A 16,087-nucleotide genomic window follows, 5' to 3' on the forward strand; every position below is an offset into this window, starting at 1 on the left:
GGGAACAACGATGAAGCGGATGACGAGTTTGATGCCAGCCAACCGGCTGTTTTATAGAATCCTGCTGTATTTCTTGTCTCTCCTCATTCCTATCGTCATCATAGGCATCGTTACATATGCCAATTTCGTGAGCAAATACAAGCAAGACTTTGCAGCGAACGCCAGAATGAGCCTGCAAATATCGGCGGATTTGGTTGATGCGCATTTGCGGACGGTTCAGGAGGCGGGAATCAGCTTTTTCAGCGAAGCATCCGTGAACCGGCTGCTTAAGCCAGACGCCCAGTATACGTTAGCCGATCGGGCCAACTTGACTGATATTTTGCAGAGCCTGAAGCGGACCGGGGCGATACTGACCGAATTTGCCGAAGACTTGTTCATGTTCATTGATCACGAGAGAGTATATACGACTTCAGGCGTTGATGATTTCGATTCATTCTTCGAGCATACCGCCAACTACGATACGTTCGGGGCCGATTATTGGAAACGAACGATCCAATCGGATCAAATAATTGAGATCCTGGAACCCACTTCCATGCATACGACTCAGTCTGTCAAAAAGGTCGTTCCGGTAATTATAAGCCGTTTGGTGCGAGGCTATAATGCAATACTTGTCGCCAATATCTCTGTGGATGTCTTGCAGAGAAAGCTAAGTGGCTATGCGCCGTTTCCTACCACCCAATTCGTCGCCTTGGATGGATACGGTCGGGTTGTGCTCGGACCCAAGGATGAGGAAGGCAAGCCCATTGCCTCAACCAGCCAATTGGCGGAGACGTTTCCCACCGATGATCCAGGCAGTGCGGAGTTGTCCATGGGAGAAACGTCATATATTGTTTCTTATGTCCAGTCGAGCTTATATGGCTGGAAGCTCTACTCCTTGACACCTGTCAGTGAGTTCAATCGTCAAGCAAGCGGTATTTTGCGTATGATCGTTGTCATTTGTCTCGTCCTGGTCGTCATCGGTTTGTTGTTTTCCTTCATCTTTGCCTTTAAGCTGTACACGCCAATTCAGCGGATCAAGGATGCGCTCACAGATCCCGGCGAAACGATCGACTCTCCAGAGCAGGCGGCCAATGACTTTGACGAAATCGGAATCGGCATCCGCAGACTGGTTCGGCACAATATGAAATTCGAGCGGCAATTGAAAAACGTATGGCTGGAGTATATGGATCAGGCACTGCTGCATTTGTTGAATAATCGCGAGCTTCCTAACGACACGGAGCTTCATCGGTTGTTCCATGAGCGTCTTGGGTTTGCAGGGGATCGGTATCGCTGCTGCAGCATTCACTTTCAGTTCAAAGACGCCTTCTATGAACAAATTCAGGACGAAGACCGCATTGTTGTCTGGAGCAAGCTTAAGAAGCTGATCTGGAGTTTCTTGAGCGAGCACTTTCGACTTTACGTGCTGGAATGCACGCGTCACCTTTACGTCTGCGTTATCGAGCCGGGTGATTACCATAATGATGAAGCCGGGCTGCGCAAAGCGTTGGACAGCTTCATGCAAACATTCCAATTTGACTTTCAATATTGCATCGTCCACGTCGGAATAGGTCAAGTCCATAAGGACCTGAAGGGGATCGCCGAATCTTATAAGGAATCGATCGTAGCGCTGCAGTATGCCGACAACACCCGGGATTGCGAGATTATCCCGTATGATCGGCTCGATATTCGCCCTAGCGTCGTGTATTCGTTTACGGACGAAATCAAGCTGTTAAACATGCTGAAAGCAGGAGAACCAGCCTTGAGGGAGAAAATCGCCCAACTGATTGTTCAGCATGAGACCCGCGGGGCTTCGGCCCATACTCTGGGCATTTGGATTACAGAGGTGTACCGTACGGGATTGAGGTTTATTCTGGAGCATGGATTGGAACGCGATCGTCTGGTAACCGAGGAGCTGCACAAGCTGCTTAGCGATTCCAACGGGCTGCCTTTGGAGCTTGACCAAAAGAAGGAAGCGCTGCTTGAATTTTATAATCATCTCGCACTCGAGCTGTATACCCGTCAACAAACCAACAAGACTAACACGCTGATTTCCGCTATTACAGAAATTATCGAAACTGAATACGACCGTGAGCTTTACCTGGAAAGCATTTCAGACCGGTTAGGCGTATCTCCGAAATACGTTTCCAGGATATTCAAGGAAAAGACAGGAATGAACATTACCCAGTATATGAACATGGTTCGGGTCAACCGGGCGAAGCAGCTTTTGGTCGAGACGGATCTGGCAATCAGTGAGATTGGCGACAAAGTGGGCATCTACAGCCGGACTACTTTCCTGCGTATATTCAAAAAAACGGAAGGTGTCACGCCCCAAAGCTATCGTATATCGGAAGCGCGCAACCGCAGCAAACAGTCAGCTTTATATGAGGATGGAGGTTTAGGATAATGCTGTCAGCACTCCCTGCAGACACCCTATTGAACAGGTTAAAACCGCCTTCCGGCAAGGTCCGGATGGTGCTGGATACGGATACGTACAACGAAATTGATGATCAATTTGCCGTCGTATATGCTTTGGCTTCTCCAGAGAGGTTGCAGGTTGAGGCCATATATGCGGCTCCTTTTCACAACGCGATGTCCGACGGTCCCGAGGACGGAATGGAGAAAAGCTATAAGGAAATTGAAAAAATACTCGAACTGCTGGACCTGTCGCCCACAGGCTTTGCATTCAAAGGCTCCAACCGTTTCTTGCCGGATGCCTTGACCCCGGTGGCAAGTGAAGCTGTGTCCGATTTGATCGAACGCGCCTTAGCTTCAACGGATGCAGACCCGCTATATGTCGTCGCTATAGGAGCCATTACGAATGTGGCGTCAGCCCTCCTGCTCGAGCCCCGTATTCGCGAGAAGATCGTTGTCGTTTGGCTTGGGGGCCACGCCTTGTACTGGCCCAACTGCCATGAATTCAACCTGCGGCAGGACGTGCATGCTGCCCGAATCGTATTTGATTGCGGAGTGCCGTTAGTATGGATTCCTTGCCATGGAGCGGCATCGCACCTTCTCACCACATTGGCGGAGACAGAACGGTTCTTGAGGCATCAAGGACCCGTGGGAGATTATTTGTTCAGAACGTTCGAGCAGTGCCGCAAGGATCATTATGCTTATTCGCGAGTCATATGGGATTTGTCTGCTGTCGCTTGGTTGGTTGAGCCCAATTGGGTTCCATCCAGTCTTGTGCATAGTCCAATCATCACGAGCTCCGATATGTACCGGTGGAGCTTCGATTCGAGCCGTCCTTTTATTCGATGCGCTAACGGCGTGAACCGCGACCGCATCTTTGGAGATTTATTCCGGAAAGTTCAAGCTCTGTCCAAGTAATGTAAACACAAAACGAACGGAGGCGTGTATACATGAACATTGAAAAGGATAAGAACGAACAACCTATTGATAGAAGAAAGTTTTTGGCCGGACTCGGGATGGCGGGTGCCGCATTGGCGGCCGGGGAGCTGCTACGCGGGAACGCTTTGCAATCTGCCTATGCAAAGGACAATTCCGTGACAGGCTCCGTGTACGGGCAGTCCTCCCGCCCGGATCACCCGGATCACCCTTTGAGAGGGGAAGACTGGATTAACGTCAAGGATTTCGGGGCGAAGGGGGACGGCGTCGCAGACGATACCGCTGCGATACAGACGGCCTTGAATTCGGCTGACGGAAGCAACGTTGTTTTCCCGGCTGGAACTTACAGAATTACGTCCACGTTGTCGGTTCCTTCCATCCGACTGGTCGGCGAAGGAAGCGGCCGAACAACCATCGTGTTTGATCAGATGGCCGGATTGGATGGGTTCGTCTTTCAGTCGGAGACGATCGTTGGACGGGAAGCCGGAGTAGAGCATATGACTCTAATGTGCAGAGGGGCTCACGGGCGGCATGCGATTTCAACTCCGGTCGATTCCTCGCTGTACTACACATACCGGGTAAGATATTTCTTTAGAGGTCTGGAGTTTCGGGGGAATCAATTGCAGCAGATCACTTCCGGTTTTGTATACGATTATGGCTGGGAAACCTGCATTCTGATGGGTGACTGTTGGGGAGCGTATATCGAAGAGATCGATGCGGTTGGCGTATATCAGACTGGGATCGACCCGCAAGCTCAGCCTGACCATACTTTTCTGAAAATGTCCGCTGCAGGCGGCATACTATCTGTCAGAGTGAGCGGAATCACGACACATGGGGTCAAAAGAGGGATTGAGATCGGCAATCGCGTCTTCTTTTTCATATCGAATGTGGATATTGCGCACTCCTACGAGGGTCTCCTGTCAACTGGAACTACAGTATTCTCGGAAGGCCGCATTCATGACAGCCTATTCAATTCCCAACGGGTTTGCCTTCATTTAAACAACCGGTCCTGGACGGCCATTCATAATGTGGCGGTTGGTCGACACAAGTCCGGCTATGATCACGGAGGGGACTGGTACGGGTTTAAGCTGGAGCAAGTTAATAAAACCTGGATCAGCAACATTCGCGCGCAGGCGGATACGAGTGTCACGAATTTTTCTGGCACCGCTTACGGCTTCCATTTCAAGAACTGCGGGGCATTAAGCTGTGATGGGTTAACTCCGGGACTTGGGCTGGATTACGGTATTTATCTCGACAATTGTCCGCAGAACCTGTATGACGGGACTAATTTCCAAGGTGTCTCCGGCATTGGCTTCAGCTTTCAGAACAATACGAGAGACTGCGTGATCGGCACGCATGTGTTTTCCAACGGTTGGACGAAGTATGAATACGGGACTGTCGATAAAAGCCGGATCTCTCTAGTGCAAAAAGATTTGCAACTGGAGAGCAAGCAGCCCTATATGATGATGCGGGAAACGGACGGTGCTGCGGATCAGAAAAATTGGAAATGGAACGTTAACGCCGGTGTCTTCAACAGGCAAATTCTGAACGATGCGGATGGTGGAATCGTTAATTACGAGCTGGTCACCCGTTCAGGAACGACTGTCTCCCAAATGGAATGGCGCGCTAACTCCTTTTACTTGAACGGTGAGACGGTACAAACAAAGCAGCTCACTCCGATAAACGACAATGAATATACATTAGGCTCGATGTCAAACCGTTGGAAATCCATTTATGCGGGATCCCCTACGATTGTTACTTCGGATGCTCGAGATAAAGTGGATATACAGGTCAGCGACCTCGGATTGTCTTTTATAAATGCATTGCGTCCTGTTTCCTATAAATTTAAAGATTACGACTCGACCACTACGGAAATGATTGACGGGGCAAACGGCGAGCAGACTGCTGTCGAGCGGACAATCCGCCACAGATTCAACCGACCGCATTACGGATTAATCGCGCAAGAGGTGAAAGAGACGCTGACATCGCTTGGAATTGGCGATTTTGCCGGATGGACAGAAGATCAGGTGACGAGAAAGCAGGGCCTGCGGTATGAGGAGTTCGTCGCTCCGCTTATCAAGGCAGTTCAGGAGCTGTCGAACAAGGTGATTGCGCTGGATCAGGAATTAAGTTCTTTGACGATGCGAAACCAAGGGTGACATGTGGTTAGGTTAGGCAGCCTGTGAGCGCAGGCAGAAGGCGGGGACGCAGATGAATGATACAATTCCGAACGGGGTTTGGCCCACGATGCTGACCCCGTTCACTGAAAATAACAAGATTGATTACAAAGGTCTTGAGGCTTTAATTGAATGGTATTTGGAGCAGGGGGTTCACGGGTTGTTTGCCGTATGCCAGTCCAGCGAAATGTTCTACTTATCGCTTGACGAGAGAGTGGAGCTCGCACGGTTTGTCGTGGCGAAGGCCGCAGGCAGGGTCCCGGTCATCGCGTCAGGCCATACAGGAGATACGATCGAGGAGCAGCTGGAGGAAATCCGGCAGATCTCGGCTACCGGCATCGCTGCTTTCGTGCTCGTTAGCAACCGGCTAGCACGGCAGGATGAGGGCGAAGACGTATGGAAAGCCCATGCGGAAACGATCTTGAAGCAGATTCCGGATGTGAATTTCGGGGTATATGAATGCCCTTATCCGTATAAACGGCTGCTATCCCCGGAATTGCTTCGTTGGTGCTCTGATACGGGACGGTTTAAGTTCCTGAAAGATACCTGCTGCGACCCGGAGCAGTTGAACCGGAAGCTGGAAGCTGTGCGAGGCAGCAGTCTGAAAGTTTTTAACGCCAACTCGGCTACGTTGCTCCATTCGCTACGCCTGGGTGCGGCTGGCTTCAGCGGTGTTATGGCGAATTTTCATCCGGAGCTTTACGTATGGCTGACGAACCATTGGAACAGCGATCCTGAGAGGGCGGAGCGACTGCAAAGCTTCCTCGGACCGGCTTCTCTCATTGAGCTGCACAACTATCCGGCCAATGCTAAGCGGTACCTCCGGATGAACGGTGTTATGCTGGAGCCGTACTGCCGGGTGAATACGCATTCCCCTGAACAGCCGCAGGAACGTCTCCTGTTGGAGCAAGTCAAACGATTGAGCGAAATGCATCACATGTAGATGAGTTTTTGGTTCGGATTTAATTTTTGAGGCGGGGGAATTGTTCCGCCTCTTTTTTGTTGTTAGTAAGTTATGTTAGGGGGACGAACCCTTTTCAAGACGCCGTAAAGCAAACCTTACTAATCGTAAACCAAACCGTTTCTACTTAGGTCTTGTGGAGATCGATAGCCATTGCCAGTATAGGTTATTTGTGTGGAGAAGACAGTTTTTTCTGGGATAGCCTGTTTTACCACTGGTTATTGGCCTGATTCTGAGGAAAATCGGGTAACAATGAGGAAATAAGGGATAGTCAGGTTGGCTAATTAGTTCCTGAGCGATGAAATGGCCCATATAGCCAGTAGTAAGATGGCTTATCTGTAAACGGCTTGCCACTATAATCCAAACTGGCCACAATACGCAGAAGTGGAGAAGGAAAAAGAGTAATTTTGTGCTTGAGTAAGGTGGGAATCACACAACGAATTCGTGCAATCGAGACCAAAGTAGTAACAGTTTGATTAACTAATCCCAAGGATTACCGATGAACCTCGGCCATTTGTAGAGGATTACTTTATCGAGATAAAGTAGTTGTCGATGATTTATACAGACAGGCCGTTTTTGCATGTTTCCCCGTCTAGATGTAGATCATTTCGACATACAAGGCTCATTTAGACGAGATAAGATCGTGTTAGGGTAAGTTTTGAGGTTTTTTTAGGTTTAGCTGTACAATTCTTCGACATCTAAGTCCTGAAATGGTTGGTTTTTCCCCATCATTCTGCCCTCCTACGCGCTTAACTGATTTCAAACGCCAAGGCTCGTCCGAAATCGTGAAACGCTGCTAAGCATTCCAGTACATGTGCAAGAAACAGAAATATTTGGTAAAGTAAGGGAGGTGGGTAATGTTGGGGAAATAGATAGAGTTGGAGGAATCATGAAAACTTATAATCGTTTATTATTTAGCCTGTTAATCATTAGTGTTCTATTGCTGTCAGCTTGCCAAGAGGAACCCGTTAAAGTGCCGAAAGGAACGGATCCCAGTAAACCGGATATCGTGTTGATAGGTTCAGAGATGGAGGGCATGTATCTGGCCCGTGCTGCTGTAGACGAGGGCTTGTCTGTTGTCATTCTGGACCCTCGGGAGAAGCCGGGCGGTCAGCTCATTCAAGGCGAAATGTTATACCTGGACGAGCCATTCTCGGATGGGCAGAAGTCACTGCTGCAGGGAAGAGTCAAGACGCTATTTGATGATTATAAGAAAGGGGACATTCGCAAGAAAGCGGAATTCGAGAAGTATTTCAATACACTAGTTGAGGGCATTCCGTTAGAGTCAGGCATTGAGATCAAGAATATGGAGCTTGCCACGGGCGGGGCCGATGTGAATCGCAAAAAAATAAACACCATCACCTATCGCACTAAGGATGGCCAGGATAAGACAATAACCGCCAAGTATTGGGTAGAGAATACGGACTTTGCCGCGATTACGAGCCGTCTGGGATTGAAACGAATTCCGGGCATCGAGACCATTTTTGGCGGAGATAAAGACTATATGGCTGCCTCGATGATGATGAAGTTCCGCAATGTGGACTGGGCGAAGTTTCAGAAGGAAATCAATCGCCTGAGCAAGAAGGAGCAGGAAGAGAAGTACGGGGGCGAGACTACGGTAACCGACAAATTCACATGGGGCTTCGGTAACGTGGGCACGCGGTATACACCAAGCAACAAGGAAGTATTCCTGCGAGGACTGAATACGATCAATCAGCGCGATGGGGATGTGTTGATCAATGCCTTGCTTGTACATAAAGTGAATCCTTCCGATCCGGCGAGTATTAAGAAAGCGGTAGAGCAAGGCAAGCTGGAAACAGATAAAATTCTGCCTCATCTCCGTAAGGAGCTCCCAGGCTGGGAGAATGCCGAGATTAACGGGTATCCCGACTATTTGTACATCCGCGATTATGATCGATATGAGACGGAATACATCCTTCAGGCGACTGATATGATGAGCGGGCAGATGTACTGGGATAATGTAAGCATTGCGGGATATTCAATCGATTTGCAGGGTACGGTCAACCGTCATTGGGGGCACAGGCAGGGCGACCCGGACAAATACGGGATGCCGCTGCGCTCCTTCATACCGAAAGGCTATTCCAATGTAATCGTGGCAGGGAAAAATGTCGGGGCGTCCGCAATCGCATACGGCAGTGCCAGGATCCAACCGAACACAGCTCAAGCTGCTGAAGTAATCGGGATCATCCTTGGTCAGACTCAGGCAGAGCGGAGCTTGCTGGATCTCTCAGAGAAAGAGATGCGAGAGCTGCAGGATTACGCGAAAAAGAAGTACAGCATTACTCTCACGGATGTGAAGGCTGCTAATAAAATCGAGAAGCTGACCGATGATCAACGCCGAAAGCTTAATACAGAGTTGTTTGAAATGCCTAAATAAGAGGATTGTGAGCCAAATAGCCCCTTGCCCCCCGATTGGATGGAAGATCGGCGGTGGTAAGGGGCTTTTGTAGTTAAGCGGAATAATAGAGAGTTACTTCAAAACTAGTGAAGCGTCCTGTGGCAGAATGCAAATACATTGTAGCCTCAAGTCGAAACAAGAAATAATCGCTCTGCTGACATCGACAAATTTCCCGGGAAATATTGAATTCGACAGCGACATTCAGTATTTGTTAACAGTATGAAGCGAAAAGTCGCATTTTCATTATAAAAGTCGGAATTATTGTACATATGCATCCGTTAGCACTAAACTAATGGTGCAATTTTCAAGGAAGGATGCTTCCAACTAAAAAGGCAGCGAGCATTATACATCCTTTTTACATATTGCGACAGGCGGCAATGACAACGGAAGTGATCATATAGCACTGATTATTGTGGCGAGTAGCGGCAAAGGATGTCCATCTAGACAAGCCGTTATTTTTGCGGCGGCGGCGATGGCCGCATAGGCCGCTCTAAAGCGGATATTCCGCTTTGCAAGCGCCGGCGGGCGCCGCATTGTCCGCTCTAAAGCGGATATTCCGCTTTGCAGCGCCGGAGGGTGCCGCATTGTCCGCTCTAAAGCGGATTTTCCGCTTTGCAGCGTCGCTCGCCGCAGAAAAGCCCCATCACACAGTCGAGAAGTGCCAAGCCGGCTCAAGCCGATGAACGCCCTGCGGGCGATAGCCAAGTGCTGCGCTCAGGCCGCAAGCATCGGCCAGCAAGTACAGGACGCTGAGCCACATCTCGGTGCCCTGCAGCCCGGCAGGATGCAACGTCTCCAGCTCGAAGCTGAAGCCGCGGCCGTCCTGCCAACGGCCCAAGACACGCTCGATCTGCTGCAGCGACCAAGCTACAATCTCTGTACGGCGATAGTCGCTTTGTCGCATACAGAGCCATAGCGGATGGATGACATCCAGCACATTGCAAGCATTGCCGCGATCATCGCGGAAGAACTGCAGGTTCTTCGAATGAGCAAGAACTGTATCGATGGTTGAATTCACATAAGGCAGAGGCAGGCCGAATTGCGCATATGTGGAGCGGGTCAGCCTGTAGAAGCCGTTAACCGGCTGCATCCAGCCCTCTTGCGGGGTCGGACGGCCCCATAAGCCTGAAGTGCGGTCGGCATGCGTATGGAGCCAGCCGAACAGATCGTCTGGACGCTTCGTAGAACCGAAGTGTCTGGCATTGATGTACAAGCCAGTGGCATAGCTATCAATCCAGTTGCCTGCGCTCCAGGCGTTCGTCTGCCAGGGCAGCTGATCGAGGTTGCGATAGAGCCCTTCCGTCGTCTTCCGCTCAATGACATGGATGGGATGCTCGACATGTGAGCCTAACACTTCCAGTGCATACCCGACGGCTAGCAGGTAATATCCCGATAACGTGTTGGGCAGATAAGCCGGATCGTCACTCTCTGGATCCGGCTTATCCCATGGATCGGGAATGAGGCCTGTGACCGGATCTTGGTAGCTCTGTAAGCGGGCAATAAGCTGATCGCGGGTGAAGCCTGGCGGCAGCTCGCCGAACATTCCGGCGATCTCTGTCGCATCGCAATAGGCTCGCACGGTTCGCCTGTGACCAGGCTTATCGATATAATACGGATCTTCGTTCGGGACGGGTACCAGATAGAATGAAAGCACATCTTGCAGCTGTTCCTTCACCTGTTGTCCGAAGCCCTCCAATCTGCTCTCTAACGCAGCTCCTGAACTAGCATTCGACACGCCGGCACCTGCACTTGTAATGGAACGATCAACATCTGAACGATTCAAATTCATATCCAACTTGTCCACACTCCCTGTCTCCAGATTTTCCAGACGATTGCGAATGACTTTGGCCGGGCTTCCCCCTACAATGCTATAAGGCGGGACATCCCTTGTAACCACTGCCCCTCCGGCAATGATGGAATGTGCACCTACTTTTACCCCGTCCACAATAACGGCATTAGCTCCAATCCACACATCATCTCCAATCTCAATCCCCTTGGATACAATGGGCTGCCGGAAGATAGGCTTGTCGGTGGACTCGTACCCATGATTGAAGCCATAGATGCTGGCATGCGAGGCAATTCTTACTCCGTCGCCCATAACGACATTGCCAGTTACGACCGCATAGGAATTAACGGTGCAGTCGGCACCCATCACAATCGATTTATCCCGAACGATCGCGCCTGCGGCAATATAGCTGCGATCTCCCATCCGAAGCTGTTCCGGGAATACTATAGCGAATGGAGAAATGAAGCAATCGACTCCGAACACCGCTTTACAGTCCGTCTCAAGCTTTCGTTGAATTTCGCTCTGTTCAGCTCTTTCCTCCTCATTGTTCCTTCTCCATGGCATATAATCTACATCGCGAATAGGGCTGCTGTCCATCCAGGTGCTCCGTCCTTTCTGCAATCCGTAAATGAGTTAATATTATCCGTAGTTTACCACCCCGCACATGGGATGAACATGGAAATAAAGCTATTGTTTCTTGTCAAAAACGCCGCTAACGAATAAAATATCAACAAGTAGGAAGAAGATCATAACGGAAGGAATTCGGAGGAGGAGAGCTGCAGATGGGGGATTGGTTAACAAACATCTGGATAGGCATCCACTGGATGGATGATAGGCATACAGCCCCAGGATGGAAAGACATTCGCCAAAACAGCAAGGTTCACAGCTTCTATTGGATTCATTCTGGGGAAGGGACCTTTGTAACCGATAAGCCGTACCGGGTCAGTGCTGGAATGCTATTCTATTTGAAGCCCGGGCTGCAAATGTCGATGGAGTCGGATTTGGATAAACCGCTGCACATCACGATGGTGTTAATGTCGATCTTAACGATAAATACATCAGGCCAAGGTATGGAGCAAACGGCATCGGCATGTGTGCTTCCTGAGCTCGAGCTTCCATTCTTGATGACCCTTCAAGGGGACAATAAGCGCAGCTTCGACAATCTGTTCCTCCATCTAACCTCAAGCTGGGTACCTGGCCATCCAGCGGGAGAGCTGCGGGCCAAAGCGATTCTTCATGAGCTGTTATACGAAATGGTTCAACTGCCTTATTCGGGTGTGCGAGCAGAAGGGGGAGCGGAGATCGTTAAGAGCATTAAAGAGGAGCTTGAGCGAGATTATGCTTCAGATATTCGACTTACAGCTGTAGCCTTGCGCCATGGGATTTCCGTTTCCTATTTACGAGAAATTTTCCACCGCTATATCGGGCAAAGCCCGAAGCAATATCTCGATCAAGTGAGGTATGAACATGCGAAGAAAAGATTAATTTATACGGATCTGTCGGTCAAAGAAATTGGGGTAAGCTGCGGCTATGCGGACGAGTATCATTTCAGCAAAAGGTTCAAGCAGATGAACGGCAGGCCGCCGCTCGCATTCCGCAAGCAGCACACGTAGCAGCGGCAGCTGTTACAGAATCGGTGAGAGCAGATGTGAGATCGACTCCATCAAGCGATGCCATAGGGAACGATTGTCATATTCAGCCTTCGTCAACTCCTGAGAGTCCTCCACATCTTGTAAGAAAATTTCTTGCAGGGTAGTGGATGTTTCCGCATCATAGATGACCGCATTCACCTCGAAATTAAGCTTCAGACTGCGCAGATCGAAGTTGGCTGTTCCCACGGTTGAGATCATCCCGTCGACAACGATCGTCTTGGAATGCAGAAACCCTTTTTTGTACATATAACATTTCACACCGGCCCTCAGCAGCTCCCCCACATAGTACAGAGACGCCCACCGAACGAACATATGATCAGAATCAAAAGGAATCATAACCTTCACATCGATCCCGGATAGCGCAGCGATTCTTAAGGCGTTTTGCAGACTCTCATCCGGAATGAAATAAGGGGTTTGCAAGTAAATACTTTGTTTGGCGGTATGGATCATTTTCAAATAGGTATTCCCGATATGACTCCACTTCTGGTTCGGTCCGCTTGCGATAATCTGCATAGGCACAGAGCCGTGATCCATCTCCTCAATAGCAGGAAAAAAATAAGGATCGTAATCTACATAAGCCGATGAGGCCGAGGCCAAGTTCCAGTCCCGCAGGAATAAGCCCTGCATGGAATGCACACTGCTCCCCGTCACCCGTAGATGAGTATCTCGCCAGAAACCGAACTTCTTGCTCCGCCCCACATACTCGTCGCCGATATTGAACCCGCCAATGTAACCGATTTTGCCGTCAATGATTACAATTTTGCGATGATTCCGGTAGTTGACCCGCAGATTGAAGTAAGGGATTTTCGAAGGGAAAAAGGCGGCGCGAAGCCCTCCAGCTTCCGTGAATGGTCTGAAGAACCGATCATTCAACGTACGCGATCCAATATCATCGTACAGAACACGGACTTGCACGCCTTGTTTTGCTTTTTTCGTTAAGGCTTCCATCACTTGTCGGCCGAGCTCGTCCTTCTGAATGATATAAGTCTGCAGATGGATGTGATGCTCCGCCGCTTCAATACTTTTCAATAAAGAGTCGAATTTGGCGTTTCCCTCGGTAAAAATCTCAATTTCATTATTCTGTGTGAGCAGCGCACGGTTCGCCGTCACATTCATATAGATCGTGTCCTTGTATAGCTGCATATTGGGGTCTTCGAACTCCAAACGCCCGTCCAGAATGCGCCTGGCTTGCGCCTGAGTTAAAGTTTGGATCATTTCGAATTCTCTTTGGTTCCATTTGTACAGCTTTCTTCGGCTAAGGTTTTGCCCCAGAATAACATACAGGATGAAGCCTACAATCGGGATGAACAGGAGCACCATCAGCCAAGACCAGGTAGCGGCAACATTCCTCCGCTCCAGGAAGACGACAGCTAATGCAAGCAGTATATTGATAGCTAGAATATAAGCCGATATTCCTTGTTGAAAAATTAACATGAATGGACACCCCGAAATCCAGAATATATAAAAAGTATAGCCGTTTTGCTGATCTTAGAATCAGGAACGATCTTATCAGGCCTTAAGTATAAGCGAGCTTGCGCGGATTGCCAACTTTTATGAAAGATTATCGTTTCTATGGAATCTATATTGACGGTCATGACGGGACGACCGTATAATCGAGCCAAGATGCAGTCATATGTGCTTTATTGGCATAAATTCGATGAGCAGCAGGGGGCCTGACACCAGGTGGTAACAATGGCAATTATGCTAGTCATTTGTTCAGGATTAGCGCATTCCGTATGGAATTTGTTCACCAAGAGAAGTATGAATAAATTCGTCTTTCTCTGGTCGATCCATATCGGGTCCTTCCTTATACTGCTCCCATTCTTCCTGATAGAGCTGTTGAATCGTTCGATCCCCATTGAAGGGTGGCTGCTGCTTGGAGTTAGCACCCTGCTGCAAAGCGCCTATGTGCTGCTGCTAATCCAAGCCTTTCGGATCGGCGAGATGTCGCAGATGTATCCGATCATGCGGGGGACTGGGGCTTTTCTGGTACCCGTTGTCAGTGTTATGTTCTTCAACGAATCTCTATCGCTTGCAGGCTGGCTTGGTATCCTATGTATAGTGGCCGGATTATTCGTCATTGGGCTCCGACAATCATCGGGTGCGGCATGGTCGATTAAACCTGTATTTATCGCTTTGCTGACCGGCTTGTGCATCACGAGCTATACATTAGTCGACAAACAGGTGCTCCAATACATATCGCCGATTGCTCTTATCCAGTTATCCAACATTGGTTTTTTAGCGGTGTTAACTGGGCCCGCTTTTCGTTCTCTTCCAGATGTGAAGAAGGAGTGGGGTCGCAATAAACGTATTCTTTTGTTAGGTACGATTCTGTCACCGGGTTCCTATTTGATCTTTTTGTATGCCATGAAGTTGGCGCCGCTCTCGCATATCGCTCCAATCCGGGAGATTGGCACGGTATTCGGTACTTTGTTCGGGGTGTGGCTGCTTAAGGAATCACAAGGGCTGCAAAGGATTGCTTGGTCTGCTGTCATCGTGGCAGGCGTATTTATTATAGGGGCTTGGGGGTAATAAACCTGATTTATCAGAATGAACGGATATTGTAATTTTACTTTAGCCTTATAATGAGGTAAGTTGGTAATAGTATAAAAGAATAGGGAGACTGATTACGATGCCTAATTCCATCCATGTGCAACAAAGCCAGCAACTCCGGGCGAAGCCAGATCCTAGTAAACTCGGATTCGGGCAAATTTACACCGATCATATGTTCATCCTGGATTACACGGAAGGCCAAGGCTGGCATGATGCCAGAATCGTGCCTTATGGTCCTATAGAGTTGGATCCTGCCGCTATGGTGTTCCACTACGGACAAGCCGTCTTCGAAGGTCTCAAAGCATTCCGGACACACGACAACCAGATTTTATTATTCCGTCCTGATCAGAATATGGAGAGGCTGAATCGGTCCAATGAACGGTTAAGTATCCCGCCGATTGATGGTGATTTCATTATTCACGCCATTAAAGAATTGGTTCATTTGGAGAAGGATTGGGTGCCAACTCTGCCTGGGACTTCCTTGTACATCCGTCCGTTTATTTTTGCCTCAGAACCTTGTCTAGGTGTACGCGCTTCATACCGTTATATGCTGATGGTGATTCTGTCTCCTGTAGGGGCGTATTACTCAGAGGGCATTAAACCAGTCAAGATCAATGTAGAGAGCAATTATGTTCGCGCCGTTCGCGGTGGAACAGGGAATGCCAAGACAGCGGGTAATTACGCTTCGAGTATCAAAGCGCAAGAAGAGGCCAAAGAGGGCGGTTACGCTCAAGTTTTGTGGCTGGATGGCGTGGAGAAGAAGTATATTGAAGAAGTCGGCAGTATGAACGTATTTTTCAAAATCAACGGCGTGGTGGTTACACCTGAGTTGAATGGCAGCATTCTGCAGGGTGTCACGCGTGCGTCCGTTATTGAACTGCTGCAGACCTGGAATATTCCAGTCGTAGAGCGGAAGCTATCCATCCAAGAGCTGTACGAAGCTTCTCAGAATGGAACATTGGAAGAAGCGTTCGGTACAGGCACGGCTGCGGTCATCTCACCTGTCGGCGAGCTGAACTGGGAAGATAAGAAGATCATCATCAACAAAGGTGAGATCGGGCCTGTTGCACAGCGTGTATACGATACGATTACCGGCATTCAGAACGGTTCCGTCGAGGATTCATTCGGTTGGACCGTGCAGGTTGAAACGGTAAAAGCATAGTGATTGTAGTGGAAACATCCCGATCCTTCATAAAAGGATTCGGGATGTTT

General features: G+C 49.2%; 10 protein-coding genes and 1 pseudogene. 8 read left to right on the plus strand and 3 right to left on the minus strand.

Annotated elements, in window-relative coordinates:
* The first annotated feature begins 10 nt into the window (after positions 1 to 10).
* The 5 genes from AC58QD_RS29845 to AC58QD_RS29865 all read left to right on the plus strand — a co-directional run bounded on the left by AC58QD_RS29845 (position 11) and on the right by AC58QD_RS29865 (position 8,863).
* Entirely contained in the window at positions 11 to 2,383 is a 2,373-nt protein-coding gene (locus AC58QD_RS29845) for a helix-turn-helix domain-containing protein (RefSeq protein WP_497338693.1), read from the plus strand.
* The gene (locus tag AC58QD_RS29850; protein WP_497338694.1) at positions 2,383 to 3,309 is read left to right on the plus strand and encodes a nucleoside hydrolase; all 927 of its coding nucleotides are present in this window, start codon (positions 2,383 to 2,385) and stop codon (positions 3,307 to 3,309) included. The genes AC58QD_RS29845 and AC58QD_RS29850 overlap by 1 nt, the downstream gene beginning before the upstream one ends.
* A 32-nt stretch (positions 3,310 to 3,341) precedes the next feature.
* A complete protein-coding gene (locus AC58QD_RS29855; protein WP_497338695.1) occupies positions 3,342 to 5,486 on the plus strand; it encodes a tail fiber domain-containing protein in 2,145 nt (714 codons plus the stop codon).
* A 52-nt stretch (positions 5,487 to 5,538) separates the two neighbouring features.
* Positions 5,539 to 6,447 carry a dihydrodipicolinate synthase family protein gene (locus AC58QD_RS29860; RefSeq protein ID WP_497338696.1) on the plus strand — a complete coding sequence of 303 codons (909 nt, stop codon included), beginning with the start codon at positions 5,539 to 5,541 and terminating at the stop codon, positions 6,445 to 6,447.
* Between the two features lie 907 nt (positions 6,448 to 7,354).
* A complete protein-coding gene (locus AC58QD_RS29865) occupies positions 7,355 to 8,863 on the plus strand; it encodes an FAD-dependent oxidoreductase (protein WP_497338697.1) in 1,509 nt (502 codons plus the stop codon).
* A 414-nt stretch (positions 8,864 to 9,277) separates the two neighbouring features.
* Here AC58QD_RS29865 and AC58QD_RS29870 read toward each other — a convergent pair whose 3' ends face one another.
* Positions 9,278 to 9,559, minus strand: coding sequence for a hypothetical protein (locus AC58QD_RS29870; RefSeq protein WP_497338698.1), 282 nt, complete (start codon positions 9,557 to 9,559; stop codon positions 9,278 to 9,280).
* Positions 9,560 to 10,718: 1,159 nt separating this feature from the next.
* Positions 10,719 to 10,865 (minus strand): annotated as a pseudogene (locus AC58QD_RS29875) (DapH/DapD/GlmU-related protein); the annotation flags it as partial.
* A 587-nt stretch (positions 10,866 to 11,452) separates the two neighbouring features.
* On the opposite strand from AC58QD_RS29875, the gene AC58QD_RS29880 reads away from it, so the two are divergent.
* Complete coding sequence (locus tag AC58QD_RS29880) at positions 11,453 to 12,283, plus strand: AraC family transcriptional regulator (RefSeq protein WP_497338699.1); 831 nt, start codon at positions 11,453 to 11,455, stop codon at positions 12,281 to 12,283.
* Between the two features lie 12 nt (positions 12,284 to 12,295).
* Here the strand turns inward: AC58QD_RS29880 and cls are convergent, their stop codons facing one another.
* Complete coding sequence (gene cls / locus AC58QD_RS29885) at positions 12,296 to 13,756, minus strand: cardiolipin synthase (protein WP_497338700.1); 1,461 nt, start codon at positions 13,754 to 13,756, stop codon at positions 12,296 to 12,298.
* A 258-nt stretch (positions 13,757 to 14,014) separates the two neighbouring features.
* Here cls and AC58QD_RS29890 point away from each other — a divergent pair, with 258 nt between their 5' ends.
* Both AC58QD_RS29890 and AC58QD_RS29895 read left to right on the plus strand, forming a co-directional pair.
* Positions 14,015 to 14,854: a DMT family transporter gene (locus AC58QD_RS29890; RefSeq protein ID WP_497338701.1), complete on the plus strand. Its 840-nt coding sequence runs from the start codon at positions 14,015 to 14,017 to the stop codon at positions 14,852 to 14,854.
* A 100-nt stretch (positions 14,855 to 14,954) separates the two neighbouring features.
* A complete protein-coding gene (locus AC58QD_RS29895; protein ID WP_497338702.1) occupies positions 14,955 to 16,037 on the plus strand; it encodes a branched-chain amino acid aminotransferase in 1,083 nt (360 codons plus the stop codon).
* Positions 16,038 to 16,087: the final 50 nt, after the last annotated feature.

The sequence above is a fragment of the Paenibacillus sp. J2R1T-4 genome (assembly GCF_059692235.1).